Source organism: Winogradskya humida (genome assembly GCF_016862215.1).
Taxonomy (GTDB): Bacteria; Actinomycetota; Actinomycetes; order Mycobacteriales; family Micromonosporaceae; genus Actinoplanes; species Actinoplanes humidus.
In genome coordinates this window covers 39365-65329 of sequence record NZ_BOMN01000118.1, presented here as the reverse complement: position 1 = coordinate 65329, position 25965 = coordinate 39365, and the positions used below count along the sequence as shown (strand labels likewise).

At 66.4% G+C, this 25965-nt stretch carries 17 protein-coding genes; 4 read left to right on the top strand and 13 right to left on the bottom strand.

The annotated features are described in order from the left end of the window. The first annotated feature begins 89 nt into the window (after positions 1-89). Entirely contained in the window at positions 90-1745 is a 1656-nt protein-coding gene (locus tag Ahu01nite_RS41690; protein ID WP_203842289.1) for an AfsR/SARP family transcriptional regulator, read from the top strand. Between the two features lie 71 nt (positions 1746-1816). Here the strand turns inward: Ahu01nite_RS41690 and Ahu01nite_RS41685 are convergent, their stop codons facing one another. The 5 genes from Ahu01nite_RS41685 to Ahu01nite_RS50965 form a co-directional block, all read right to left on the bottom strand. Continuing rightward, a complete protein-coding gene (locus Ahu01nite_RS41685; protein WP_203842288.1) occupies positions 1817-2053 on the bottom strand; it encodes a hypothetical protein in 237 nt (78 codons plus the stop codon). A gap of 84 nt (positions 2054-2137) precedes the next feature. Further along, the gene (locus Ahu01nite_RS41680; protein ID WP_203842287.1) at positions 2138-2683 is read right to left on the bottom strand and encodes a suppressor of fused domain protein; all 546 of its coding nucleotides are present in this window, start codon (positions 2681-2683) and stop codon (positions 2138-2140) included. Next, entirely contained in the window at positions 2680-3522 is an 843-nt protein-coding gene (locus tag Ahu01nite_RS41675; RefSeq protein WP_203842286.1) for a polymorphic toxin-type HINT domain-containing protein, read from the bottom strand. Before Ahu01nite_RS41675 ends, Ahu01nite_RS41680 begins: the two co-directional genes overlap by 4 nt. Then, positions 3491-3901 (bottom strand): hypothetical protein, encoded by a 411-nt coding sequence (locus Ahu01nite_RS50970; protein ID WP_239159559.1) that lies wholly within the window; start codon positions 3899-3901, stop codon positions 3491-3493. Before Ahu01nite_RS50970 ends, Ahu01nite_RS41675 begins: the two co-directional genes overlap by 32 nt. Positions 3902-3920: 19 nt before the next feature. Further along, complete coding sequence (locus Ahu01nite_RS50965; protein WP_239159558.1) at positions 3921-4490, bottom strand: transposase domain-containing protein; 570 nt, start codon at positions 4488-4490, stop codon at positions 3921-3923. A 124-nt stretch (positions 4491-4614) separates the two neighbouring features. On the opposite strand from Ahu01nite_RS50965, the gene Ahu01nite_RS41665 reads away from it, so the two are divergent. Further along, positions 4615-5436 carry a transposase family protein gene (locus tag Ahu01nite_RS41665; RefSeq protein WP_203842285.1) on the top strand — a complete coding sequence of 274 codons (822 nt, stop codon included), beginning with the start codon at positions 4615-4617 and terminating at the stop codon, positions 5434-5436. 44 nt (positions 5437-5480) lie between these two features. Here Ahu01nite_RS41665 and Ahu01nite_RS50960 read toward each other — a convergent pair whose 3' ends face one another. The 3 genes from Ahu01nite_RS50960 to Ahu01nite_RS41650 form a co-directional block, all read right to left on the bottom strand. After that, positions 5481-5999, bottom strand: a complete 519-nt coding sequence (locus Ahu01nite_RS50960; protein WP_344572455.1) for a pentapeptide repeat-containing protein — start codon at positions 5997-5999, stop codon at positions 5481-5483. A 149-nt stretch (positions 6000-6148) separates the two neighbouring features. Continuing rightward, positions 6149-16978: a LamG-like jellyroll fold domain-containing protein gene (locus Ahu01nite_RS41655; RefSeq protein ID WP_203842283.1), complete on the bottom strand. Its 10830-nt coding sequence runs from the start codon at positions 16976-16978 to the stop codon at positions 6149-6151. A 125-nt stretch (positions 16979-17103) separates the two neighbouring features. Then, positions 17104-17655 (bottom strand): type 1 periplasmic-binding domain-containing protein, encoded by a 552-nt coding sequence (locus tag Ahu01nite_RS41650; RefSeq protein WP_203842282.1) that lies wholly within the window; start codon positions 17653-17655, stop codon positions 17104-17106. Positions 17656-18131: 476 nt separating this feature from the next. Between Ahu01nite_RS41650 and Ahu01nite_RS41645 the strand changes: the two genes are divergently transcribed. Beyond that, positions 18132-18692, top strand: coding sequence for a hypothetical protein (locus tag Ahu01nite_RS41645; RefSeq protein ID WP_203842281.1), 561 nt, complete (start codon positions 18132-18134; stop codon positions 18690-18692). A gap of 209 nt (positions 18693-18901) precedes the next feature. On the opposite strand, the gene Ahu01nite_RS41640 is transcribed toward Ahu01nite_RS41645, so the two are convergent. The 5 genes from Ahu01nite_RS41640 to Ahu01nite_RS41620 form a co-directional block, all read right to left on the bottom strand. Then, entirely contained in the window at positions 18902-19498 is a 597-nt protein-coding gene (locus Ahu01nite_RS41640; RefSeq protein ID WP_203842280.1) for a GTP-binding protein, read from the bottom strand. Then, positions 19479-19865 (bottom strand): DUF742 domain-containing protein, encoded by a 387-nt coding sequence (locus Ahu01nite_RS41635; protein WP_203842279.1) that lies wholly within the window; start codon positions 19863-19865, stop codon positions 19479-19481. The genes Ahu01nite_RS41640 and Ahu01nite_RS41635 overlap by 20 nt, the downstream gene beginning before the upstream one ends. Next, entirely contained in the window at positions 19855-20262 is a 408-nt protein-coding gene (locus Ahu01nite_RS41630; protein ID WP_203842278.1) for a roadblock/LC7 domain-containing protein, read from the bottom strand. The genes Ahu01nite_RS41635 and Ahu01nite_RS41630 overlap by 11 nt, the downstream gene beginning before the upstream one ends. Before the next feature lie 9 nt (positions 20263-20271). After that, the gene (locus Ahu01nite_RS41625; RefSeq protein ID WP_203842277.1) at positions 20272-23514 is read right to left on the bottom strand and encodes a sensor histidine kinase; all 3243 of its coding nucleotides are present in this window, start codon (positions 23512-23514) and stop codon (positions 20272-20274) included. Positions 23515-23700: 186 nt separating this feature from the next. Further along, entirely contained in the window at positions 23701-25182 is a 1482-nt protein-coding gene (locus Ahu01nite_RS41620) for a catalase (protein ID WP_203842276.1), read from the bottom strand. A 137-nt stretch (positions 25183-25319) separates the two neighbouring features. Here Ahu01nite_RS41620 and Ahu01nite_RS41615 point away from each other — a divergent pair, with 137 nt between their 5' ends. Beyond that, positions 25320-25964, top strand: coding sequence for a hypothetical protein (locus Ahu01nite_RS41615; protein WP_203842275.1), 645 nt, complete (start codon positions 25320-25322; stop codon positions 25962-25964). Position 25965 lies beyond the last annotated feature (1 nt).

Sequence of the window (25965 nt, the reverse complement as noted above, 5' to 3'; positions counted from 1 at the left end):
GACAGTGCTGCCGTCGCGCTGCCGCTATGCTGCTGCCGGCTGCCGCTTCGCTGCCGTTTCACGTTTCCGCAGGTAAATGGGGGTGCGCTATGTCTGACTCAGACTTGCGCTTCGAGCTTCTGGGTGAGGTACGCGCACTGCGCGCACAAACGCCCCTCGAACTCGGCCCCGCAAAACAACGCGCGGTGCTCGCCATCCTCCTGCTGAACGCGGGCCGCCCGGTCCCCGTCACCCAGATCGTCGACGCGGTGTGGGGCGAGGATCCGCCGGAGAACGGCGCCAACGTCGTACAGAAATATGTCGCCGGGCTGCGACGCCTCCTCGACCCGGATCGCCCACCGCGTACCCCCGGAGAATTGCTCCCTCTGACGAGCGCGGGTTATGCGCTGCAGATCTCCCCCGACGACCTGGATTCGGTCCGGTTCGAGGCGGGCATGGCGCAGGCGTCGGTCCAGCGCAAGAGCGGGCATTTCCCGGAAGCGGCGGCGACGCTGCGCACCGCGCTGGAGCTCTGGAAAGGCGAAGCGCTCGCCGGCCTGAGCGGAGCCGTTTTCGAGTCCGCCCGCACCCGCCTCACCGAGGCAAAAGCAACAGCCTGGGAGAAATGGTCGGAAATTGAGCTCGCGCGGGGAAACCACACCGGCGTGATGCCCGATCTCGTACGCCTGGTCGAGCAGTTCCCACTCCGCGAGGGCCTGCGGTCAAGCCTGATGATCGCCCTGCACCAGGGCGGACGGCAGGCGGAAGCGCTGGCCGCCTTCCGCGAGGCCCGCGAATACTTCCTCGACGAGTTCGGCGTCGAACCCGGCGACAAACTCCAGGAGACCCACCGCCGGATCCTGCGCGGCGAACACTTCTACTCCGAAGCCGTCGACCCGTGGTCCGACGGGAGCGAGCATCCCGGCCAGTATTCGCCACCGGCCGGATTCGCCCCGCCGCCCTCCGGGCCCGCTTCCGGCTCTCCTTACAACCAGCCTTCCGGGCCGCCGTACAACCCCTCGGCCTTTTACCCGCCGCCCTATGTGCCGCCGGACCCGCCCACATTGCCCGGCTGGACGCAGACACCGCCGCTACCTCTGCGGATACACCGAGGCTTTCCCGTTGTCGAAGTCATCATCGCGTCTGTGCTGCCGATCCTGCTCCTCTCGGCAGGCAGCTGGATCTACTTCCTGTACGCCGGCTTCTATCGCCGCGACCGGCGCCAGTTCGTGGTCTCAGCGACCTATCTGGTGCTGTTCGTCGCCGCCTGCATCGTGATGAGCCTGGACCCGAGCCCCATCGAAGCGGACTACACGACCAACACCGAAAACGTCGCCATCAGCATGTTCCTGCTCATCGCGGTCGTCGCCGCGATCCACGGCGGCGTGCTCGCCTCCCACCCGGGCGACAGCCCCAAAGCCCGCGCGCTGCGCCACCAGGCTCGCACCTTCGCGGCCTACAACCCGGCACAGGCACTGCAGATCGCGGTCGGGCGTCCCGACCTCGCCCGCAGGTACGACGACGGCGGCCTGGTCGACCTCAACCACGCCCCGGCTCACACCCTGACCGCCGTGCCCGGCCTGACAACCGTCCTGGCCGAGCGCATCGTCACAGCTCGCGCCGAACGGCCGTACCTGCAGCCCGAAGAACTTGTCCTGCGTGGCGTGCTGACAACCCGCCGACTGAACCGGGCCTCTTCCTGGCTGGTCTGCATCGCGGCGACCGCACCTGCACCAGCCACGCCGTCCTGGGGCCACGCGTACTGATCTTCTACGTCCGTGACTCGATATTGTCCCCTCGGCAGCCCGCACAAGCCGTCAAGATCGTCCGCCGCCAGTCAGTCTTCCTCTGGCACGAAGACGGGGGACTCATCCGGAAAGTCGGGTGTGAACGCCTCCACCCTCAGGCTGCCAGGCAACACCCCGACCGGGAAGCCGGCCAAACCGAACTCGTGCTCGGGAAGCTCGTCGGAGTCGCGAGGTCCGGTAACCACAGTCGTCCAGTCGTTCGGGTTCTTTCCCACCGGGGCAGCCCAGTAGATCAGGTCACCATTCTCAGTGGTGGCCACCTGCATCAAATCGTCGACTTTGCCGGGGTCCTAGGCCGCACCAACGGCAGGGCCGGCGCAATCGCGCCGACCATCCTTCTACCCTGCTGGTCAGAGATAACGCCGGTCGTGCTTCCAGGTCGGAATTCCCTGATCGTTCAATTCTCCGAGCAGCCACCGGGCGCCAAGTTGTTGCTTCAGCTTGAGTTCATTCTCAGAAATGAGAAGCACCTGATAGAAGTGGACGTGCGAAGAATCCGGGAGCACGAACGGATCGAATAACTCCTCGATCTGCGGAGCGATCAAGAAAGTATTGACAGGAGCGCCACTCCAGAGTGGATCGCCCAAGGTGACCGTATCGCCGACCGAAACGGCCGCCCCGGTCAGTGGGTAGCTACCGAGCAAGGATAGCGCGGAGGCTATGTCGTCGAACTCCGGACTGAATCCCACATAGAACTCCACCCGGCGGCCAGGAGACTGAACCGACTCCAAAGCGCTGGCACCGTTGGTGGCGTACATGGTGACGTCTTCGCCGGTGGCCTCTTCATCCCACTTACCGACCTCCATGGGGTGACCGAGCACATCGAATCGGGCCTTGCGCTTCGGTCGCCCCCATTTTGATTCGTAGAAATCGCTTATCAGGTCACGAGTAATCATGGTCTGGGCCCTCCCCCAAACGGCCACCACTGTCCGGCCGGCCAAGCAGGCGGCCAGAATTCTCCCGGGCCAGGCCCCAACACCTTACCTCCCTTACCCCCGCCCCCGTTGCATGGCTGGCAGGCTCCAGCCAGGTTACCGCGCTGGTTGATATCGGCCGAACGGGTTTCCTTATCGCCTTCCCAGCCACCGCTCTGGTGATATTCACGGACCGAGTAGACGTGATCGGCCTGTGAGCTCACCGAGTTCCCGCAGTAGACGCAAATAGGGTCGCTGGCCAACGTGTCTTGTCGATTTGCATTCGTCATGTTCGTGAACTGGGTTCGCCGGTTGTATTTCGGCGCCGGGCCCTCGGCGGGATCCGACCACGCTGTCCGGCGCCCGTTCGCCTCTACCGGCCCGATGGGCGCGCAGTGGTCGAAGACCGGCCCGTTGTTGTGGACCAGTACCGGCACCGCGCCGGCGAGTACGTAGTAGGTGTGGATGTCGTTGACCGTGAGGTCGTCCATCCACTTCAGGCCGGTCCAGAGTTTGACCGAGGCGACCTGCTGGCTGCGCTCACCATCCGCACTACGGAGGCGTTCGCCCGGCTTCAGGTCCTTGGCCTCCACCCACTGCTGGCGGTCCGCACTCCAGAACGGGTGATTGGCCGTGGTGTCCAGGACGGTGGTTGTGCCGGTCTTGGTATTCGAAACGGTGACCTTGGCCAGGTCGGTGTCCAGATGATGGTGCAGGACACCGACCTTCTTGCCCTCCGTGTCCCCGGACTCCGGGTCAGTCGAGCGGACCTCGTCACCGAGTGAGACGTCACCGATCTGTTTCACGGTGCCGTCGGCCATGAAGATCCGCCCAGCGCTGCTGATACGCGGCTGCCAGATCGAGGGCAGGCACCTCGAACGGGTCGGTGAGGGTGGTGACCACCACGATGAGTTCACCGTCGGGGTTGCGGTCCGGGACGGTGTACTCGACCACCCGCACGAGCCGGGCGAGATCAGCGGGGATGTCGTGGCCGGCGCGGGCCTGCTCAACGAGGCGGGTCTGGCGTTGCGCGGACAGGCCAGGTTTGAAGATCAGCGCTTGGTAAGAGCCGTCGGCCAGCCAGCGGACGTTGCCCAGAGAGACGCTCGCCCCGACCCGCCAGGCCAGATCGGCGCCGGTGGCCGCGAAGGCGTTGAACAGCTCGAAGGAGAACAGACCCGCGTCAGCGAGCACGAGCATGCCCGCTTCGACCCGGCGCTCAGGTCCTTGACCAGAGTGCGTTCCCCGGTCCGGCACGAGCCCAGGACCGCGGCGACGATCGCGTGGCTGCCGCACTCAGCGAGGGCTGCGACGTGCAGTTTCGGATACGCCGACGCTTCGGCCCGGACCCGAGGCGATCGAAACGCTCCACGTTGGCTTCTGCGTCGGCGACGTCGAAGCTGGTCGCGTCGATCGCCATCAGCCGGCGCCGGGCCAGCCAGGCACCCTTGGTGCCCGGACCGGACAGGAGCACACACGCGCGGTCGAACAGTTCGGCGACGGGCTGCGGGCCGAGCCGCTGACGGGCCTGGGTGATCGCGGATGCGGTCGGGACCTGCCAGCCATCATCCCAGGACCCGAGTTTGCGCAGGTTACCGACGAGCCGGCGCATCACCTCGTCATATGACTCGGCAGCGAACAGGCCCATCGCGATGACGTAGCGGATCATCACGTGTGCGGGCAGGCGCCGTGACCGTTTCTCCCGCCGGTCCGTTTGGTTCAGGACCTCCTCGATCAGGTCCCGACTGAACCGGGCCGACACCACCCCGAGCCCAATGTGATCAGTCAACCGGCCCTGCGGCCGCGATTCCACTACAGACGACGTCACGGTCGGTCACAGTACTGACCTATCACCACCCCGTCAGCTCACCACGCTGACCAGCATCGATGCCTTAACTTGACGGCATTGCGTCATGAGTGTCCCATACACCGCCGTCCTGCCAGTATCCGAGCACACCGTGTTGTTCGTGTCCGCGTTGCTGCACGCCGAACGCCGACGCCTCGGGACCGGGGCGGGAACCCGTAAACTGGGCTGTTATCGACAAGCGGTCCTGGTGCTGCGCTGGTTACTCGACGGCACCCGGATCACGCAGTTGGCCGCGGACAACGCGGTGAGTCGCTCGACCGGGTACGCGTATCTGCACGAGGGCCTGCGAGTGATCGCCGCCCAGGCTCCCGGGCTGGACTCGGCACTGCTCGCGGCGAAGATCGCCGGCTACGCGTACGTCAATATCGATGGCACGCTGATCGAGACCGACCGGTGCCGCACCCCGGGACCGACGCCCGGGGTGGATCTGTGGTGGTCGGGAAAACACGACAATCATGGTGGGAACGTGCAGGTCATCACCGCCCCGGACGGCTGGCCGCTCTGGACTTTACCCGTGCGCCCGGGCCGCGAACACGACACCACCGCCCTGCGCCACCACAGCATCCTGCCGGCGCTGACCACCTGGACCGGCGACGGTCTGCGCGTGCCCGGTGACCTGGGCTACGAAGTTGAACCGATTACGATCACCGTCGCGTTCAAGATACCGAAGAACCGGTCCTGCACCGCGGTGCAGCAACAGTGCAACCGGGCCCACAACGCCGTACGCGCTATCGGCGAACGCGGGAACTCCCTGCTCAAGACCACCTTCAAAGCGCTACGCAACACCAGCCTCAGCCTCTGGAGTATCGGCCGGATCACTACAGCAGCCCTGGTCATCCTGCACATCGAGCACGGCCGGACTACCTGAGAAAATTCGTCACCAAACGTCAGACGGCTGTTACTCGGAAAGCCTCATTCAGCAAGGTCCCGCTCACGAAGCCATTGCAAATCAGCCAACTGCTTTTCGAAATTTTTCGAACCCTGCGCAGCAACGGCAATCATAGTATCGAATGGAGTTAGATCAAAATCTCTGAAATACGCCTTCGCGAGACCCGGAGCATCCGGCATAGACAGGACTGCATCCCTGTTCTCGCGACGTATGAGGAAATGCCTGCCGACATCCCTACGAATCAATTCCCCTGGGACCGCACGGATAGTGGCGTCTGCGAATGTAGCGTCACTGATATCCAGCGCCCAGTCGACATCCCGATAAAATTCTAGAAGCGCTTGAGAAAAAGCCTCAAACATTTCGGAGGGAAGAGATCTGGCCGGGCCACCGAGAATAAGCTGGCCAATTCTCCCACGCAGCGTCACATTCCTGAAAACACACCCAGAGATCGAACTCCTGGAAAACTTCGCTCTGTCGATAATGACATTATCGAGTTTAACTCCCGCCATAACACACGCACTGAAAGAACAATTGCGAAGCATGGAATTCCGCACTACGAGCCCAAACGCGGGGTCGTCATGCTGAGCTAGAGTGCAACTGGTGAACTTGACGTCTCTCAAATCAAGTTCACTGAAGATTCGCCCACTGCCATATTGGCGAAGACGCTCGAATGACAATTTCTCTAAGCTATTCACCCTCGGCCAACTTTCCCAAAAATTTTGGCTATATCAGCTCCGGCCAGCGTGGGATAAGTCAATAGCTGGTCGTTGTGTTTATAGTAGTCACGGCCCATATGTTCGGAAATCGATGTCCTACTTGCACCCGTCACATCAATATTATGACTGCCGCCGATCACGAAGTCTGGTTCTGCCCGACCGGGTAGGGATGCACCGACGTGGACAATGTTGCCATCCGCGACGACCTTGGGGTCTGCTGCCACAGCCTTCTCCAAAGCCGTACCCGCCCACATCCGCTGAACGAAGAACGGCACATCGGTACGGCCAACCTGGTTCGGACCCAGGTTATCCCGGATGGAATCGTGGTCTCCGCGCGCCCTTCCTACGGCAGCCTTCAAAGTGTCGTAGCTCTGCTTGCCAGCGCCATCCAGGCTGTCACGGGACCCAACCGGAGGTTTACAGGGCTCACCACTATTGTTGTGTACGAGTACCGGCGTGTTGCCGGCGAGTACGTAGTAGGTGTGGATGTCGTTGACGGTGAGGTCGTCCATCCACTTCAGGCCGTTCCAGAGCTTGACCGACGCGACCCGCTGGCTACTCTCACCATCCGCACTACGGAGGCGTTCGCCCGGCTTCAGGTCTTTGGCCTCCACCCACGCCTGGCGGTCCTCACTCCAGAACGGATGATTCGCCGTGGTGTCCAGGACCGCTCTCTTACCGGTCTTGGTATCCGAGACGGTGACCTTGGCCAGGTCGGTGTCCAGGTGATGGTGCAGGACACTGACCTTCTTACCCTCCGTGTCCCCGGACTCAGGATCGGTGGACAAGACCTCGTCACCCAGCGAGACGTCACCGATCTGCTTCACCGTGCCGTCAGCCATGAAGATCCGCGTCGTCGGATCAAAACTGTGACACGCGGACTTCTTCATCAGGCCACGCGTCAACCCACCGGTGAACGCACCCACCGCAGCGGCCTGCGCCGTCTGACGCACATCGATCCGACCGGTCCGCACCAACTGCTCCGCCGCGTCCGACACACCACCGGTCACACCACCATCAATGGCACCCGCAGCGACCTTGCCCGCGAAACCAGCACCCAGCTTCGTCGCCGCCATCCCCGCGATCCGGCAACCAACCGCACCACCCAGACCACCAGTCGCCGCCCCGATAATCCCGGTCACCGCACCCATAGCCGCCGACGACGCCAGATCACCGATGCTGTGGATCTCACCCAGCAACGCATCCTTCGCCACGTTGATCGCAATCCCGGCCACGATCCCACCGACCGGACCCAATGCGACCGTGGCAGCAACCACCGCGACGACCGCGACCACCGCGATGATCTGCTTCTTGTGGGCCTTCACCCACTTCACAGACCTCTTCGTCGCGTCATTGACCTTCTTCGCGACCTTGTTCGCCGCACGCGCCGCCCGCTGTTTCAGCGCATGACCCTTACGCTGGGCTCTTTCATACGACCTATGCGCCTTGTGCCGATGGATCCGTGCCTTCTTCGCGTACCGCTTACGACCCGCGTCCGCACGCTTGGCGAGCCTCTTGAAACCGACCTTCTTCGCAGCCTTCGAAACCTGATGCAACGTGTACGCCGTCGCCGAGTACGCCAGCGAAACCGTCGCGTGATAAACGGACGACGAATAACTGCGTGCCACCGAAGCGGCCTGCGAGGCATACGAAGTGACCGTGCTGGCCGCCCGGGACACAAAACTCGTGATGGACCTGAAGCCCCAGTGGCCCGTCGGGTCGGTGACCGTAAGCGGGTTCGCGTCGCCGTACTGATAACGGTTGGCGTTGATGCTGTCGGGGACCGGGCTGTTGGCGGCGGTGTCGCGATTGTCGAACTGGCCGGTGCCGGGGTTGTACCAGCGGGCGGCCATGTTGACCCGGCCGGTTGACGGCTCGGTGTACTCCGATTGGTAGCCGAGGTTGCCGAGCATCCCGGTCTCGGTGACGACCTTGCCGAGCGGATCGTAGGTGCGGGAACCGGTCAGCGTGGTGCCGGTCGGTGTGAACTGGCCGACCACGTCGTCGTGCAGATCGGTCCAGGTCAGCCGGCCGCCGGCGCTGATCACGGAGGCAGAGGGGTCACGGGCGTAGGTCGCGGTTCCGTCGCCGGCCAGGTCGTTGCCGGTTCCCGTGTACGAGAACCCGGCTCGCACCGCCCGGCCGAGCGCGTCGTACGAGAGTCCCTGCCCGGTGGTCTGGTCGAAAGCATCCGATGTGTACGACGTGGTGGTGCCGTTGCCGGCGACCGACGTGAGCGTGCCGCGTGGGGAGTAGGAGTAGCCAGCCCCGGTGGAGTCACTGAACAGCCGGTTCTGTTCGTCGTACGTGTAGGTCGTCGAACCGTTGCCGGTCCGGTTGCCGGAGGCGTCGTACGTGTAGCCGACCGTCGTGTTCCCGTTGTCCCAGGAGGTCAGCCTGTCGGCGAGGTCGTACGTGTATTTGTTCGCCGTTGTGCCGGCGCCGAATGACGTGGTGGTCTTTGAGGTCTCGTTGCCGTTGGCGTCCCAGCCGTACGAGATCTTCGCGACTGCGGCGCCGGCGGCGGTTGCCAGGGAGTCGCTGTTCACGCGGTGCAGATCGTCGTAGTCGAAGGTGCGGACGTTGCCCGTACCCCCGTAGGTGATCTTTTTGACCGCGGAGGTGGTGTCGTAGGTGTAGCGCAGGTCGGCGCCGGCGGCGGAGTTGCTCAGGGTGGCGAGCCGGTCGGCACCGTCGTATGTGTACGCGGTGGTGCCGGCGGCGTCGGTCCGTGAGGCCATGAGACCGTCGGCGGTGTACGTGAACGACGAGTTGCCGGACGCTCCGGTGATCGACAACGGCAGGCCACGGTCGTCGTAGCCCACCGTGTTGCTGCCGGTCGGGGTGGCGAAGGAAGTGACCCGGCCGGCGAGGTCGTAGTCGAACGTCCGGGTGCCGGTGTCCGCCTCGGCACCGGTGCCACTCTGGGACTTCAGACTGCCCGCACTGTCATACGAGTAGGTCTGGACGACACCGCCCGGCGCCCGCTGTGAGACCGCCTGACCTGCCGCGTCGTACGTGATCGTCCAGGTGCGGTTAACAGCGGACGGGGTCCGGGTGGTGGCCGGTTCGATCGTGGACTCGGACAGGTTCCAGGCGTTGTAGGTGGTCCGGAACGCGTTGCCACGCCCGTCGGTGAAGCGGGTCCGGTTGCCCACCAGGTCGTAACCGAACGATGTGGTGATCGATGCGGTCGCGCTGATCGGCTGCTTCTCGGTAAGCACGAGACCGGTCGGGTCGTACGTGTACGAGGTGGTCGTGCCGCGCCCGTCCGTGCTGGTCAGAACTTTGCCGGCGGCGTCGTAGGACTGGGCGGAGGTGGTGCCGGGCGTGGTGCTACCTGCGCCGTAGGACGCAGCCGCCGTGGGCCGGGACAGCATGTCGTACGACGTCGTCTGGTAGGTACCGTCCGGCTGGGTCACCTTGACCGGCAGGCCCTGCCCGTCGTAGGCCGTCGTGGTGGTCTGCCCGGCGGGATCGACCGAGGTGACCGGCTGGCCGACGGCGTTGTAGGTGTAGTGCTCCGTGGCGCCTGCGGGGGTGGTTGTCGACTCCAACCGCCCGGCGGTGTCGTAGTTGTACTTCGTCTCATAGGCACCGCCGGTCTGGCGTACGGCCTGGGTGGTGGTCTTCTGACGGCCCAGGAAGTCGTAGGTCGTGGCGGAGACCGCGCCGGTCGGGTCGGTCACCGTGAGCGGCTGCCCGGCCAGGTCGTACGAGACCCGGGTGATGCCGCCGTTCGGCGCGACGCTCCGGGTGGTCCGGCCCAGCTGGTCGAACGTGTTGCGGGTGACGTTGCCGAGCTCGTCGGTGCTGGAGACGGCCTGCCCGAGCGTGTCGTACTCGACCTTCGAGACCGGGCTGATCGTGGTGCCGGCCGGTGTCGTGTAGGTCGGGTCGTGGGTCTCGTAGGCACGCCCGGCCCGGTCGAACACGGTCGTGGTGCGGTTGCCGTTGGCGTCGACGCTCTCGGTCTCATCGCCGAACGTGTCGTAACCGGTGTAGGTAACCGGCCGGGCGGTAACCGTGCCCGCCTCGGTGTCGGCGACGACCGGCGCGGCCACCGTCACTACGGGCCGCTCGGCCTCGTCGTACGTGACGTCGGTGGCGTTGCCGAGCGGGTCGATGCTGCGGGTCGCGAGGCCGCCCTCATCGGTGACCGCGGACGACCGGGACACCGTGGCTCCGGCGGCCGGCGCGGTCCCCGCGTACACCTTCTTGATCTGGTCAGCAGTAAGGACGCCCTGATATGCCTGGACGTCGGCGACCTGGCCGGGCCACGAGTCCGAGACCCCGCCGTCCCACTTGCCGCCGCCGATGATGAACGGGCCGGTGCTGGCCATGCCGGTGATGCCCGCGGTGGTCTGGAACTCGCCATTGACGTAGAGCGACATCTTGTCAATCGACGAGTCGTAGACGCCGGTGAGCTGGGTCCAGGTGTTCGTGGCCGCCGTGACCTGCGACTCGACGGTGTTCTGGGCGGTGGAGGAGCGGCTGCTCAGCATCCGCCATTTGTTGTTGGTGCCTGCGTAACCGAGCATGAAGGTGCTGCGGACCGGGCCGTCCTGCGAAACCGCTGCGAAGTTGCGGACCTCGCTGATGGTCAGATAGACCCACGCGGAGACGGTCCACGAGCGGGTGGTGTCGACCACTGGGCCGCCGACAGAGGTGACCCGGCCCTTCTGATCGCGGTTGAAGGCGGCGCTGCCGGTGTGCCCGGCGGGCGCCGAGGTCGACCAGGTGACGCCGTTGTTGGCGGTGCCGGGCGCGTTGCCGGAGCTGTCGGCCGCGGTGGTGCCGGTCGTCGCGTCCAGCTTCCAGCGGGCTAGCGGGGTGCTCGCCGGGTCTCCGTTGTACGACGTTTCGGCCGTCATCCGACCCTCGGTGTCGTACTGGTGATCGGTCGCCGAGAGAACTTCCCCGGTGCCCACGCGCTGGGTCGTACGCCAGATGTTGTCGTCCTTGGCGTACTCGTTCGTCGAGACCCGGTTGAGGCCGTCCGGGTCGAGTGTCGTAATGGTCTGGCGGCCCGCCTCGTCGTACTTGAACGCGGTTTTGGTGGCGCCGTTGCCGGTGATCTGGGTTTCCAGGTTGCCGTCGTTGTCGTAGGTGTTGCGTTCCTGCACGAACGAGCTGGTCCCGTCGGTGACGGTGACCGTCGCCGTCAGGTCGTTGTCCGTATACGTGTACGACGTCGTGCGGCCCATCGCGTCGGTCGTGCTCGCGAGCCGGCCGTCCGGGTCGTACATGTTCGTCTCGGTGATCAGGTCCTTGGGGTCCTGCGGGGCGTCGGGGTCGCCCGTCCAGCCCTTCATCGTCTCGGAAAGCACGTGGCCCTCGGGGTCGACTACATAGGCGGTGACGCCGCCATCCGAGTCGGTCTCGGTCACGACCTGTCCGTAAGCGTCGTAGGTGAACGACGTGGACTTGCCGGTGGCGTCGGTTGCGGTCAACCGCTGTCCGCGATCGTTGTATTTGACCGTCTCAGTGCGGGCGACGTCACCGCCGGTGGTGTCCGCGATCGACTGCGACATCATCCGGCCGTCGGCGTCGTAGACGTTGGTGGCCACCAAGGTGTGCACGGCACCGGTGACCCGGTTGGTGACCGGCGGGTCGGACTCGGTGAGCACCCGGCCCAGCGCGTCGTACGTGAACGTCGACGTCCGCCCGCTCGGGAACGTCGAGGTCGTCACCGTCTCACTGAGCTTGCGGCCCAGGCGGTCGTACGTGTACGCGGTGACCTCACCCGCGGGTGAAACAGTCTTCGCAATGTCGCCGTTGGCGTTGTAGGTGATGGCCTGCACGCTGTTGGCGGCGTTCGTGATCTGGTATGGCAGCCCAGCCGGTGCGAACCCGCCGTCCGCAGCGGCGATCGTCGTCCCGTCGGTGTAGGCCGTCGCCGTGATCCGCTTGAGCGGGTCGGTCGTGGTGACCGGGTTGCCCTTGGTGTCGTAGTCATAGATCGTGCGGTACGTGTTGTCGGCGCGGTCCGCCGACCGGCCGTCCCGGCTGCTGACCATCAGGTCATTGCGCGGGTCAACCGGGTCGGCCGCGTTGAGGTAGTAGCCGTAGTAGGTGCTGGAGCACAGGTTCGCCGACTGGTCCTGGCAGGTGAGCGCCTGGATCGTGTTGCCGCGTTTGTCCTGCACGTTCTGGGTGCGGACACCGTTGGGGTCGTAGACGAGGCTGTCGAACCCGCCACTGTCGTAGCCGTAGCGGGTGGTGTTGCCCAGCGCGTCGGTCTCGGCGATCTGCCGGTTGTTGACCAGGTCGTAGGCGTAGGAGACGGTCTTGCCGCCGGGATCGGTGACGGCGACCGTCTTCACCGGCATGGTGATGGTCTGAACGCTGGTGTCGACGGTGGTCACCGCGACCGGCACGGTCAGCTTGCTTGCCGCGAACTGCGCCGCGACCTGGTCGGCGGTCACCGTCGTGGCGAAGAAGGCTGCCTCGGCGAGCTTGCCGGTGTAGTACGACGTGGTGTTCGCGGTCAGCCCGGACCAGCCGGTGCCGGTGAGGCCCACGCCGAGATACGCGTACGGCTGGGCACCCGGGTCCAGTGCTACGGAGCCGGTGCTGGATGCGGCCTTGACGCCATCGACGTAGAGCACCTGAGCGAGACCCGTCGAGGTCAGGACCGCCTGATGCCATTTGCCGTCGTTGACCGCCGCCGAGGAGGCCAGGGATACCGGCCATTGCTGCGCCGCGGTGCTGTTACAGGTCCAGATCCGCAGCTGGGTGTCGTTCACGGTAGTGCTGTCCGGGTCATCGAGACACTTGCCTGCGTTCGTGTTCTTCAGGCCGCCGCCGGTGGTCGGCTCCCAGACCTGCGCCACCGAGTTGTTGCAGTCGTAGAGCTGCACCAATGTGCCGTTGACCGTGCCGGAGCTCTTGGCGTCAAGACACTTGCCGAGCGCGCGGACTGTGCCGTCGGCGTACCAGGTCCAGTTCTGCGCCGCCGCACCGTTACACGTATATATACCGACCTTGGTGCCATTCGCGGTGGCACCGTCGGTTACGTTCACACACTTGCCGGCGATGCCGGAGCGCAGCGGCCCGGTCGGGGTCGTCGACGGTGAAAGCCCACGCAGTCTGCCGTCCGCACTGATCCACAGCGTCGGCAAGCCCGGCGCGGTGGTCGTGCCGAGCACGCCGGCCTGCGAGCCGAGCACAACCTTGCCTGCAGCGGTTGTGTTGAACCACACCCCGACCGACGAGGCACCCGCAGCCGCAACAGTTCCCGGCAGTGCCACCGCCGAGGTGCTGCCATTGAACGTGGCCGCAGTCGAATCAGGAAACGGCCCAGCGGCACCGAGCTGGACGCTGCTGTAGGTAGCTGTCGAACCGGCGACCTCGTTCACCGCGTCCGCTGTGTCGGCCTCGGTCTCGCCGAGCCGCCAGTAGTTGAGCGGTTTGGCGCCGAGAACCGACGCGACATAGACCTCGCTGCTTCCGGCGATCGACGGCTGGCCCATCGTCCAGACGCCGCCGTTCTCATCCGTCACCGAACTGACCTGGCCGGAGACGGTACTGATGGCGATCTGCGACGTGACCTTTCCCGCCGGCGACGTGACGGAACGGATCGCCGAACTGGAGTTCGTCGCAACCTGGTAGATGCCGGTGACGTCCGAGGAACTCAGCGTTTTGGTGAAGAATCCGACGTCGGCGATCGAGCCGGTGAAGTAGCGGGCCGGGGCGGGCGCCTTACCGGTGTCCACATGGTCTGGCCAGCTGCCACCGACAAATCCCGCGCCGACGTACTCATATGCGGACCCGGTCGTCTGGAACAGGCCGATCGTGCCCGCGAGGTCGGCCGCAGGAAGCCCGTCCACGTACATGGTCTGGGTGTTGCCCGCGCCGGAGAGCACCACGTGGTGCCAACTGCCATCGGTGACCGTCTTTTTACTCTTCATCGGTGCGACGGCGCCCTGCCAGAACTCGCCCCGCAGGAAACCGTTCTTGTCGACGTACAGGGCGGGGACGTAGTTCCCAGTGGTCGTACCGGCGCTGATCGAACCACCGCTGTAGCTGAACAGCACCCCGCCTGCGGTGCTGGTCTTGAACCACATGCTCAGCGACTGGTACGAGCCGTCGTTGACGAGCTTGCCCGGCAGCTGCACCGACGAGGTGGTGCCGTTGAAGCCTGTCGTCGGTGAGGTCGAGTCAGCCAGCGACGCGGCTCCACCCAGCGTCACGTTCTTGTAGATACCGTTGTCCACCCCGGCGTTGGTGAGCACGCTGCTCGCAGCCGAGGTCCCCTCCGTTTCGTTCAAGCGCCAGAACGAGTACGGGTTCAGGTCAAGTACGGCGTTCGCCTGCTGGTTGTGCCAGTTCGCCCATTCGTAGACCGTGCACGCCGTGGACGTCCCGGGCGGGCAGACGGAGGTCAGCCGGTCATACGTACCGTAGGTGTAGGTCCAGGTGTACCCGGTGCCACCCGCGACCGGAGCGTCCGTGACGACCGATGCCACGTGCGAAGCCCCGGATGTCGGGGCGGCCGTGGTCGCCCAGGTCAGCGTCAGCTTGCGGCCCGACGTGTTGGTCATCGTCGAGATCAGGCCCGTGCCCGCGTCGTACGCGAAGGTCAGCGCCCGCCCGTTCGCGTCCGCGATCGACGTCACGCCGAACCGGCCGGTGACGATCGAACGGCCGAAGACGTACTTCGTCGCGTCCTTGTCGGTCAGCGTGTAGCCGGTGACCGTGGTGCCCGAGGTCTGCGCGGTGAACACCGCGAACCGGCCGGATGGCGGGGTGAACGTACCGTCGGCGTTGCGGCCGAACGCCACTTCGGAGCCGTTCGGGTACGTCACCTCCACGGTCTTCACCGCACCCGCGGCGTCCTTGCGTTCGGTCACCGCGGTGTCCAGGATGCTCGCCCAGCCCTGACCGAACGCCCCGGTCCGGCGGGTGTCCAGGCTGTTGTAACTACGCGAGATTTCCAGTGCCGGGCCGACCCCAGCGACCTCTGCGTCGGTGGCGTCGGTGGTGTAGTTGCCGTTGTTCGGGTCGAAGCCGGCGCCCGGGTTCTGCGCCAGGTCCGAGGTGAGCCGCGGCTGTGGAACAGTCGTCGCGAACGCCGATACCGCCGATTCGGCCGTCGTCCCGACCGTGTCGCCGACCTTCACCGTGTAGTAGTAGGAGGTGTTCCACGCCAGCTTGCCCGCCGGCACCTGCCAGCCCGACGTGGTCACGGTCCCCGAGGTCGCCACCGCGGTCGCAGTGGTGTCGTAGACCGTGTAGGCGTAGGTCAGGCCCTTGGCCGGGGAGTTGTCCGGGTCGTGGGCCCGGGTCACCAGCTGCGGTGTGAGCGTCTCCACGACCGCGTTCAACGCCGGATAACGGGTGTCGATCTGCGGCACCTTATTCGCCGCGAGCGTGACAACGACGTTCGCCTCCGCCGCGGCTGAAACGGTCAGCTCCAGATCCGCGGTCTTAGTTTTGGCCTTCGCGAGGGCGCTGTCCACCGCGGCCTCATCGAGGGGGACCGTGGCATCAGCCTTACAGGTGGTGGCAGTGCCGAGCGGCTGTCTGCCGTCTGCCCCGGTCACGGTGACCGGCTGATCGGTCTCGCATCCGGCGACCTCGACCCTTGCCTCGGTCACATGCGTGCCCGCCGGACGGGTCGTATCGATGGGAACGGTCAGAGCGGTGTTCTTCGTGACTGCGTCGGCGTCCGTCGTCACGGTGACGCCGAGCCGGAGGGGGAAGACGCGAGCCGGGTCGTTCAGCCAGGCGGAATCGGCCGTCATCCGCAGCGACCGCCCACCGTCGATCGTCTCGACCTTGACCGGTGTCGAGCCCGGCATGATCGTCGCCCGGACAGCGTCGTCGTCGTCGCGGAGCTCAACGTCGCCGGTCGCGGCGGTGTGCGGGGTGAGGCCGGTCAGGTTCAGCGGTAGCAGCCATTCGCCTGCCGCTTTCGCCTGCGGCGACTTGAGGATCAGGGTCTGGTCGAAACCGGTCGCGGTGGTGTGCAGCTCGAGGTCGGTGCCGGGCAGGATCTCCGGGTACGCCGCAGTGGCTCCGGTGATCGCCGGAGTGACCGCGGCGGCCCCGTCAAGACTCCAGCCCGCCTCGATGCCCTCAGCAACAGTGATCGCGGCGAGGGGTTCAGCTCGTTTCTCCGGCGCCGCATCCGAGCCGGCCGCCACACTCGCCATTGGTGTCGGACTGGCTTCCGCTGCCGGACTCGCCTTGGATGCCGGATTTACCTCGGATGCAGGACTCGCTGATGGTGCCGGGCTTGTCTCTGGCGTAGGGCTTGCCGTTGCCGAGTTCGCCTCTGGCGCCGGGCTTGCTTCTGTCGGGGCGCCGATGGTGACGCTCAGGGAGTTCGCGCGCGTGCGCCAACGGTCCCCCACGCGGATCAACGTCGGATCGATGGGCTGCCACTTGCCGTCGGCGGTGCGGTAGTTGACCGGGTCGGCGGAGAAGATCCGAGTCGTGGACCCGTCCGCGTTCAGGTACTGGTCCATCTCGGCAGCGGACTTGCCGGCCTGCCTCTTGCTCGTCTCCTCGACAAAACCGCGCGCCTGCGGGCCCGTGGTGGTCGTGACCTTCTCCGGCTCGAACGGCCGATAACCGTCCAGGCCGCCTTCCACGATGGATTGCGGGCTGCCGACGCCGCCGTTCGCCCGTGTTTCGGAGGTGGGCACGTAGCCGCCCTTGCCGGGATCGCGGCGCTCCTGCACCGGCAGCCCGGTTACTGAAGCAAGCGCGGCTGGCAACCGGAACGCGTCGGCCAACCAGCTGAGCGGGAAGCTGCCGCCCTCTGGCACCGCCTGCGGTGGGACCGCAACCGACAAACCAAAGACAACAACCGTAAAAACGGCACAGCGCCGCCAAAAGGACATACTCCCCGCCCCGCTAACCGCAGTCGATCAAGCACGGAGAGTGTCTACTGTGAAGTTCCTGAGTGTCAATGAAACAATCAGTTTTGCGTGCTCAGCCGGTCGCGCAGGGTTGCGGCCACCTCGCCCACCCCGACGAGCACCACATTGGGCCCTTCGGGGGCATCGCCATCTACAACCATGAACTGCTGGTTCAGGTGATCGCCCGCAACAGCCCGCACAGCCCCGTCAGCGATCCCGGGCGCGGCAACGATCACGGTGCACCGACCCAGAATCAGCGTGCCGACGAACGTACGGGCGTTCTCCACGGTCTGCTCGCCACCCACCGCCAGGTATCGCACCTGCCCGGAGGTCTCCCGCGAGGCCTGCTGCATGCCTGCCCACACAGGCGCCGCGCCTGCCCCGGCCACCCCGTCCGCGTCGGTCAGCAGACAGGCCGTGGCATCGGTGTACTCACGCGGGCGGGGCTCCGCCTCCGGCTCGGGCCACAGAGCCCAGACCAGCAGCGCGATCACCAGCAGCCCGGCCAGCCCGCCACCCAGCACCATCCCTTGCCGACGCGACAGCCGTGGCCACACCACCCGCGACGACGTCGACCCACGCAACCGCTTGTCGATCTTTCCCCCCAGCACGCGCGGAAGCGTAACGGCTCGACCCGGATCAGTGATGTCCGCCCGCCCGTATCCCACCGCGACCACCGCCTACGCACGGCATGAACGCGAGCGTTACGACCAGCAATCGACGCGAAGTAATCGGCCAGGCGGCGGGTGTCTGCGAGGACCACCGCTCCCCGGGCGCCCGGGGAAATCTAGTCACAAAAAAGCCAGAAGCATCCCGAGGGCGGGGATCGGCAAGCTCAGTCCCGAAGACGAGGCGCATCGTATTTACCCAGGTTTGCCTAGGGTCAGGGATAACCCGCATCTGTTGGGTCATAACCATGCGGAAGGAAAGTTGCGGACCGAGGCTGTCGTCAACTTGGGGGTGCAACCGAAACTTCTGATTGCCAGCCGTGACTTCTGCGACGAGTATTGTCGCTCCGCTGATCGAGAGACTCGGCGGCCGCATCATCACACCGACCAGAGCAGTCTGGGGAAAAGGAAATTAGGCCGTGACCAACGCTGCTCCTCTCTCTGGAGAATTTATCCTCTCGGTCGCGATCGCCACGCGGGTCACGTCGTTGTTGCCAATTTTCCTCGGACGGCTAGACAGGCCCTATGTGAGCGACACCTTCGACCCGAAGCAGGGTGTCGAGTCGGGGTGGTGTGAGCTGACCGGTATGGGTCGATCCGAGGAGCTCGATAGCCTCCTTAGGGGCCGGCTGCCCTCAGTGAAAGAACAGATCGCGGCCTCGGGCCGGCACGGTGCCGCCGCTGCGGCCGCGGCGATAGATGTCATCGCTGCACTCTTGGCGGATGTCGGCGATGAGGCGGAGCGATGCTCAAGAGTCGTCGGGCTGGCGTTGCGGGTCGCTATCGAGATGGACCGGGCGTCGGCCGACCTGCCCGCAGATGGACGGTCCTGGGCCGCTTTCGAGTTGCGCGGGCAAGCTTATTTGTTCGACCTGGTAAGCGAGGCCGCTGGTGAATTCTCCGCTGAGTTCATCGACGAGGTTCGCACCGAGGCCGGGGTGGAGTCGATGGCTTACCGCAATGGCATGCGCCGACTCTAGCCCACTGTTCAGACGGTGCGAGACCGAAGGAAAGATCATCAGGGGAGTGCAACAAACCGGTAACGCTTGGTTCGCATCCATTTGGCAATGATGTTGCGCTCGACCTCTGTGACCTTTGATCACCTACGTGATCTCACCCGTCACCTTCGCCTCCACACCCCAACCCATCCCGCCGCCGGGCCGATGGGATCGGCCCGGCGGCGGGTGGGTCAGCGGGAGCCGGCGGCGGCGAGTTGGCGGCGGGCTACGTACTCGACCAGTTCGATGAGGACGTTGCGGGCTGCTGTCTTGTCTCGGGCGTCGAATTCGACCACGGGGACGTCCGGGTCGAGGTCGAGGGCTCGGCCGATGGCGTCGGCGCCGAAGCGGCGGTCGTCGAAGCAGTTGACTGCGACGATGAAGGGGGTGCCTCGTTGCTCGAAGTAGTCGATGGAGGGGAAGCAGTCGGCCAGGCGGCGGGTGTCCGCCAGGACTACCGCTCCCAGGGCGCCCTGGGACAGCTCGTCCCAGAGGAACCAGAAGCGGTCCTGGCCGGGGGTGCCGAACAGGTAGAGCTGAAGGTCGTCGGTGATGGTGATGCGACCGAAGTCCATCGTCACCGTGGTGGTGTGTTTGCCCTCGACTCCGGAAGTGTCGTCGGCGCCGTCGACGCCGGTGAGAACTTCCTCGGTCTGCAACGGCCGGATCTCGCTGACTGAGCCGACCAGAGTGGTCTTGCCCGCACCGAACCCGCCGGCGATGAGGATCTTGAGCGCAACCGGGATGCGCGATCGGGCGCCTTCACGGTCAGAGCGCACGGAGTCCATTGACAACCGCCTTGAGTACGTCGACGTCATGCGGCTGGGAGGCCGCGGGGGGCTCGTAAAGCGAAATGAAGCCCGCAGAGCGTAGATCACCCAGGAAAACCCGGACGACCCCGATCGCGAGGTCCAGTTTGGAGGCTAGTTCGACAACGGACGTTGGCTCCCACGCCGCGCCGACGATTGCGTGATGCTCGGGTTGCATCGATGCCGGCAGGGGCGTGTCGGGAGCGGACGCCACCACGAAGGCGAGCAGGTCGAACTCGCCGCCGGAGGGTGCGACCCGGCCCTGGGTCATCGCGTACGGCCGGACCACCGGACCTGCGTCGTGGTCCAGCCAGTCGTGCGGCGCACGCCGAGGATCAGCGGGCATCGGATCCGGGAAGCCGGTCGGGTGCGTCCATCTTCTGGCCGACCCGGGTGACGAGCATGGCCATCTCGTACGCGATCAGGCCGAGATCCGCGTCGCTGCGTGCGACGACGGCGAGACAGGCACCCAGCCCGGCCGCGGTGACGAAGAGGAAGGCGTCCTCCATCTCCACCACGGTCTGGCGCACGGGCCCGGCCCGGAAGTGCCGGCTGGCCCCCTTGGCGAGGCTCTGGAAACCGGCGGCCATCGCCGACAGGTGCTCGGCGTCCTCGCGGCCCATGCCGGCCGACGCTCCCATCAGGAGCCCGTCAGCCGAGAGCACCACCGCCTGCTGCGCGGACGGAACCCGCTCGACGAGGTCGTCGAGGAGCCAGGTGAGGTGAGCGCTCTGGTTGGTCATCTGTGCCACTTATGCGTCCTTCTCCGGCCGATGGATCTGGTGTAAATCCCCGGGCGGCCCGTCCGTGCCCCCGTCGGTCCCGTCCGCCTCACTAATCCTTACGGCCGGGAAGGTGACGGTAGCTGCCTCCGACCACGTCGGCTGCCCTGTCGTCTGCTGTTTGTCAGTAACTCGGGCTTGTTCGTCACCCTCTCCGGCGTTTCGCTCACTACCCGCTGCCGCATGGTCACTTGCGGCTGTTACCGACCCCGGTTCCGACTGCGGCGGCTGGGTGAGCGCTGCAGCGTCCCGGCGGCCCCGGGTGGTGCCCTGCTGCAACGCGCTCATCAGACTGCGCACCTTCTCCGGGGAACGCGTTGTGGTTGCCTCCGCACGCTCGACCACCGGGCCCCGCAACTGCGGAGCCAGATGAGACTGCCGCACCCGCCGGGGCAGCAGACGCTCGTCCGCAGGAGCCTCCCCCGGCTCCTCCATCGAGGACTCAAGGGGCGAATCCATCGAAGAATCTACAGAACCGGCGAAAGCCGCCCGCAACCTACTCGCATCCTCGGCGGCCGCCGCACTCCGCTCCTGGACTCCCCCGGCCCGCTCCTGGACTCCCCCGGCCGGAGAAGCCACCTCAGCCGGTGACACCGAGCCGGGCAGGGTGGAGGGGGCAGTCGGAGAGATCGACTCCGCAGGGGTGCGCTGGGCGGGAATGCGCGGGGGCCGGGACGGCAGGGCCGGAGTGGGTAGGGCCGGAGTGGGTAGGGCCGCCGGGTCGCTCCCTGACGGCCAGTCCACGTCGAGGCCGTCGCCCTGGATCGCTCCCGGCACCTCGGGGGCGCCGGCGCGAGGCGTGGCAGGAGGCGCGGTGGGTGCAGCAAGCGCGTCCGGGGTGTCGAGGTTGGGCGTCAGCTGGGCCAGCGGCTCGGGGCGGCCGTCGCGCCGTTTGCGCGGGGCGCCGCGGCGGCGCTGGACGAGGCCGTCCGGGGTCAAGCCGTCGACCACCGCGGACGGCGTCGGGCCGGTCACCAGGTCGGCCTCGGCCGAGCCTGCCTGATCGAGGGGGCCTGCCTGATCGAGGGGGCCGGGGCGATCGAGTGCGCCGGGCTGATCGAGTGGGCCGGGTGCGGCGGCGGGGCCGGGCCGGGTGGTGAGGGCGGCGGGGAGGCCGTCGACGGTTCTGCCGTTGGCCTGGGCCGGGCGGGCGGGGGTGGTGATCGAGCGGAGCTCCTCAGTGCCCTGCCATTGGAGGGCGGCGAGGGAGCTGCGGTCGTCGGTGCCCGTGCCGGTCAGGGGGCGGTCGAGGCCAGGCTCGGCGGGGCCGCTGGGTGACGGGCCGGGGCCGATGGTGAGCGCGCCGGGGCCGGGCGGGGCGGCGGTGATCAGCTCGCCGGGGATCAGGACGATCGCTGTCACGCCGCCGTAGGCGCTGGGGCGCAGGGACACGCGGATGCCCTGGCGGGAGGCGAGCTGGGCCACCACGAACAGGCCGAGCCGGGCGCTGTCGGTGGGGTCGAAGTCCGGGGGCTCGAGGAGTTTGCGGTTGGCTTCCGTGATCGCGTCGGCGGACATGCCCAGGCCACGGTCCTCGATCTCCACGGCGTACCCGTTGGGGAGGATCTGTCCCACCACCTGGACGCGGGTCGTCGGGGGTGAGAAGGACGCGGCGTTCTCGAGCAGCTCGGCGAGGAGGTGGATCACGTCGCCGACCGCGCGGCCGAGGACCGCGGACGGCTGGATGGACTGGATGTCGACGCGCTTGTAGTCCTCCACCTCGCTGATCGCGCCGCGGATGACGTCGATCAGCGGGACCGGGTTGCGCCAGCCCCGGCCGGGGGCGGCGCCGGCGAGGATGACGAGGTCCTCGGCGTGGCGGCGCATGCGGGTGGCGAGGTGGTCGACGCGGTAGAGGTCCTCGAGCTCGTCCGGCTCGGTCTCGCGGCGCTCCATCTTGTCGAGCAGGGCCAGCTGGCGGTGGAGCAGGGTCTGGCTGCGCCGGGCGATATTGAGGAACACCTCGTTGATGCCGCGGCGGACGCTGGCCTCCTCGACCGCGGACTGCACGGCGGTGCGCTGGACCTCGTTGAACGCGTGGCCGAGCTGGCCGATCTCGTCGCGACCGTACTCGAGGGGAGGGGTCTCCACCTCGACGTCGACGGCCTCGCCGCGTTGCAGCCGCCGCACGACTGCGGGGAGCCGTTCGTCTGCCATCTCGAGGGCCTCGCCGCGCAGCCGGATCAGCCGGCCGACGATGGAGCGGCCGACCCGGATCGACACCAGCACCGACAGGACGAGCGCGACCAGGCCGAGCAGGCCGGCGAGCCCGAGTCGCAGCAGCACGTTGACCGCGACGGGCCGGGCGTCGTCGGAGAGTGAATCGGACGCGTTGGTCTCGAAGGCGCGCAGCTGTTCGATCGTGGTGTCGTAGGCGGGCTGCCAGGCGTCGGCCGGCACCGGGACGGCGACCCCGGCCCGGCTGGTCGTGAGCAGCTCGTTCTGCAGCTCGCCGAGGCGGTTGAAGGCGGTGCCGGCGCTGAGCGTCTGATATGCCGTGCGGTCCTGCGCGGGCAGGTCGCTGACGCCCTGGGCGATCAGGAAGCGGGCGGTGCCGATCGCCTGCACGATCTCGGCGCGGCTGCCAGCGCTGAGCTTTCCGGCGACGTGCGCGCCGGCGAGCAGGGAGTCGACCCGGCTGAGGTATTCGCGGCCGCGGCCGACGTTGCTCAGGCCGCGGATCTCCCGGTCGACGCGCTCGTCACCGAACGTGGCCGTGGCCACGAACATCTGGAAGCTGGTGTCGACGATGTTGCTGTAGAGATTCTGCGCGCCCACCACGTCGACGTCGCGATCGTCGATGTAGCCGCGGGCGGCGGACAGCCCGTCGAGGTCGCTGATGAGCTGCTTGATGCGCGCGGAGAGCGTCCCGCTGGAGACCCGCTCGGCCTGGCTGCTGACCGCGGAGACCGCTGTGCGCCGGAAGTCGGCGGCGGCCCGGTCGGTGACGGCCCGCTGTGTGTTGAGACTTTCGGGGTTCGTCTTGGCATTCGAGAGGAACTCGACGGAGAGCCGGCGCTCCCGCTGGAGCTCGGTCACGAGGACCGAACCCGGATTGCCGACGTCATCGAGCAACGACTGCGTCGTCAGCAGGTTGAGCGCCGGACCGGCGGTGATAGCCGTGGCGAAGGCCCAGAGCGCCAGCAGTGCCGTCAACGGCACCGCGGCCAGCGCGATGATCTTCGAACGGATCGACCAACTGCGGGTTCTCATCAGACTCCGCCCGAGGGGGTGCAGGACAACGCACGCGTCAACATATGTCTATGAGGAGCGCACGCCCTGGCGAGGATACGTAATCGCGGCGACCGCAGCCACCGCCCCTGTGGACAAAGGCACGACAAACAGCCCCCGACCTCAAAAGCCGGGGGCTGCGGTAATGCCATGCTGACTGACTGTCGATCAGACTGTAAGACCCAACCCGTCGGCGACACGTTTGCCGTACGCCTCGTCGCACTGGGTGAAGTGCCAGATCATCTTCTCCTGGATGTGCTTGTCGCACTGGCCCAGCAGATTGATCATGTTGGCCACCAGGTCGTCCCGCTCCCACTGCGGCATGGTGCGGAAACGCTCGCCGGCCTGGGCATAGTTGTTCTGACGCGCGATCGGGGCCTTCACGATCTGACCGGAGACGAACGGACGGTATTCCTGGTAGCTGTCGTCGGCGGTGGCGAGGCCGGCCACGGACGAGGGCTCGAAGTTGATGTGCGGGCTGGCACCACGGTTGTCCACCGCGAAGGACATCGGGCCGCCCTCCTGGTTGGTGGCGACCTTGACGCCGGGGCGCGGCGCGTTGACCGGCAGCTGCAGGTAGTTGGGGCCGATCCGGTAGCGCTGGGTGTCGCTGTAGGAGAAGGTGCGCCCGATCAGCATCTTGTCGTCGGAGAAGTCGAGACCGTCGACCAGCACGCCGGTGCCAAATGCGAGCTGCTCGTTCTCGTTGAAGAAGCTCGACACGTTCTGGTTGAGCGTCATCATCCCGACAGCGCGCAGCGGGAAGACGTCCTCGGGCCAGGTCTTCGTGTCGTCGAGGGGATCGAAGTCCAGCTCGGGGTGCTCGTCGTCGCTCATGATCTGCACGTGGAGCTCCCACTTGGGGAAATCGCCGCGCTCGATGGCGTCGTACGCGTCCTGGGTGGCATGGCCGAGCCCCTGCCCCTGGACCACCGCGGCCTGTTCCTCGGTCATCGACTCGATGCCCTGCTGCGACTTCCAGTGGTACTTGACCAGCACGGCCTCGCCGGCGGCGTTGACCATCCGGTAGGTGTTGACGCCGAAGCCGTCCTGGGTGCGGTAGTTCGCGGGGATGCCCCGGGGGCTGAAGAGCCAGGTCAGCATGTGCATCGACTCGGGCGTACCGGCCATGAAGTCGAAGATCCGGTTCGGCTCCTGCTTGAAGGTGATCGGGTCGGGCTTGAGCGAGTGGATCACGTCGGGGAACTTGATCGCGTCGCGGATGAAGAAGACGGGGAGGTTGTTGCCGACCAGATCCCAGTTGCCGTCGGCGGTGCGGAACTTCACCGCGAAACCACGTGGGTCACGGGCCGCTTCGGAGGAGTCACGGCCGCCGATGACAGTTGAGAAGCGTACGGAAACCGGGGTCCTCTCTCCTTTGATCTGGAAAAGCTTGGCCCTCGTGTAGACGGCGGCAGGCTCCTCGCCGATGGTGCCGTAGGCCTCGAACTCACCGTGCGCGACGAAGCCGCGAGCGTGCACGACCCGCTCCGGGACGCGCTCGCGGTCGAAATGGGCGATCTTCTCCAGGAACTGGTAGTTCTCCAGCGTCGCCGGGCCTCGGGTCCCGACCGTGCGCTGCTGGGCATTGTTGTGGACCGGGTGCCCCTGACGGGTGGTCAGTACCGGCTTGGATTCCGGGTTCGTCATGCTTCCGAGTCAACGACGTTTTCTGGAATGAGTCAAGTTTACCGGCCCCGGTCGGAGGGATTTCACCTCACAGGCTCGAATCGGATTGATGACCCTGGTTGGGTGGGCATATCAACGGGTGAAGAAGGAGGAGACCGATGTCCCCTGTACTCGTTGTCATTCTCATCGTCCTGGTGCTGCTGGTGATCGCCGCCGTCGTGCTCGGTGTGCGGGCGTCGCGGCGCAAGAAGCTGCAGACGAAGTTCGGGCCGGAGTACGACCGGGTCGTCGGCGACTCCGACAGCCGGGCGGCCGGCGAGCGTGAGCTGGTGGAGCGGCAGAAGCGCGTCGCCCAGTTCGAGCTCAAGGCGCTCTCGGCGGAGTCGAAGGCGCGCTACTCCGTGGCCTGGGAAGAAGTCCAGATCGACTTCGTGGACTCCCCTGCGGAGGCCGTCTCCACCGCCGACGAGCTCGTCACCCGCCTGATCGCCGAGCGTGGCTACCCGGTTGGCGACTACGACGACCAGCTCGCCAACCTCTCGGTGCAGCACGCCAAGACGCTCGAGCACTACCGCGACGCCCACGCGATCAGCGAACGCAGCAAGAACGGCGAGGCCGAGACCGAGGACCTCCGCCAGGCGCTCGTGCACTACCGCGAGCTCTTCGCCGACCTGCTCGGTGAGAACCCCGTCCGCTCCGAGGGCGCCGTTGCCCCCGACAGCGAACCGAAGGTCCCGTCCCCGAAGATCAACGACCACGACACCGACGTCGCGGGCTCCCGTCCCGACGCCACGAGCCGCTGAG

Excerpts from the sequence above, each read along its gene's own strand:
- Ahu01nite_RS41690 (WP_203842289.1), top strand. The coding sequence starts at position 90 with ATGTCTGACTCAGACTTGCGCTTCGAGCTTCTGGGTGAGGTACGCGCA.
- Ahu01nite_RS50960 (WP_344572455.1), bottom strand. The coding sequence starts at position 5,999 with ATGCTTCGCAATTGTTCTTTCAGTGCGTGTGTTATGGCGGGAGTTAAA.
- Ahu01nite_RS41625 (WP_203842277.1), bottom strand. The coding sequence starts at position 23,514 with ATGAGAACCCGCAGTTGGTCGATCCGTTCGAAGATCATCGCGCTGGCC.
- Ahu01nite_RS41640 (WP_203842280.1), bottom strand. The coding sequence starts at position 19,498 with ATGGACTCCGTGCGCTCTGACCGTGAAGGCGCCCGATCGCGCATCCCG.
- Ahu01nite_RS41630 (WP_203842278.1), bottom strand. The coding sequence starts at position 20,262 with ATGACCAACCAGAGCGCTCACCTCACCTGGCTCCTCGACGACCTCGTC.
- Ahu01nite_RS41685 (WP_203842288.1), bottom strand. The coding sequence starts at position 2,053 with ATGCAGGTGGCCACCACTGAGAATGGTGACCTGATCTACTGGGCTGCC.
- Ahu01nite_RS41635 (WP_203842279.1), bottom strand. The coding sequence starts at position 19,865 with ATGCCCGCTGATCCTCGGCGTGCGCCGCACGACTGGCTGGACCACGAC.
- Ahu01nite_RS41615 (WP_203842275.1), top strand. The coding sequence starts at position 25,320 with ATGTCCCCTGTACTCGTTGTCATTCTCATCGTCCTGGTGCTGCTGGTG.
- Ahu01nite_RS50970 (WP_239159559.1), bottom strand. The coding sequence starts at position 3,901 with ATGCTCGTGCTCGCTGACGCGGGTCTGTTCTCCTTCGAGCTGTTCAAC.
- Ahu01nite_RS41665 (WP_203842285.1), top strand. The coding sequence starts at position 4,615 with ATGAGTGTCCCATACACCGCCGTCCTGCCAGTATCCGAGCACACCGTG.
- Ahu01nite_RS41620 (WP_203842276.1), bottom strand. The coding sequence starts at position 25,182 with ATGACGAACCCGGAATCCAAGCCGGTACTGACCACCCGTCAGGGGCAC.
- Ahu01nite_RS41675 (WP_203842286.1), bottom strand. The coding sequence starts at position 3,522 with ATGGCCGACGGCACCGTGAAACAGATCGGTGACGTCTCACTCGGTGAC.
- Ahu01nite_RS41680 (WP_203842287.1), bottom strand. The coding sequence starts at position 2,683 with ATGATTACTCGTGACCTGATAAGCGATTTCTACGAATCAAAATGGGGG.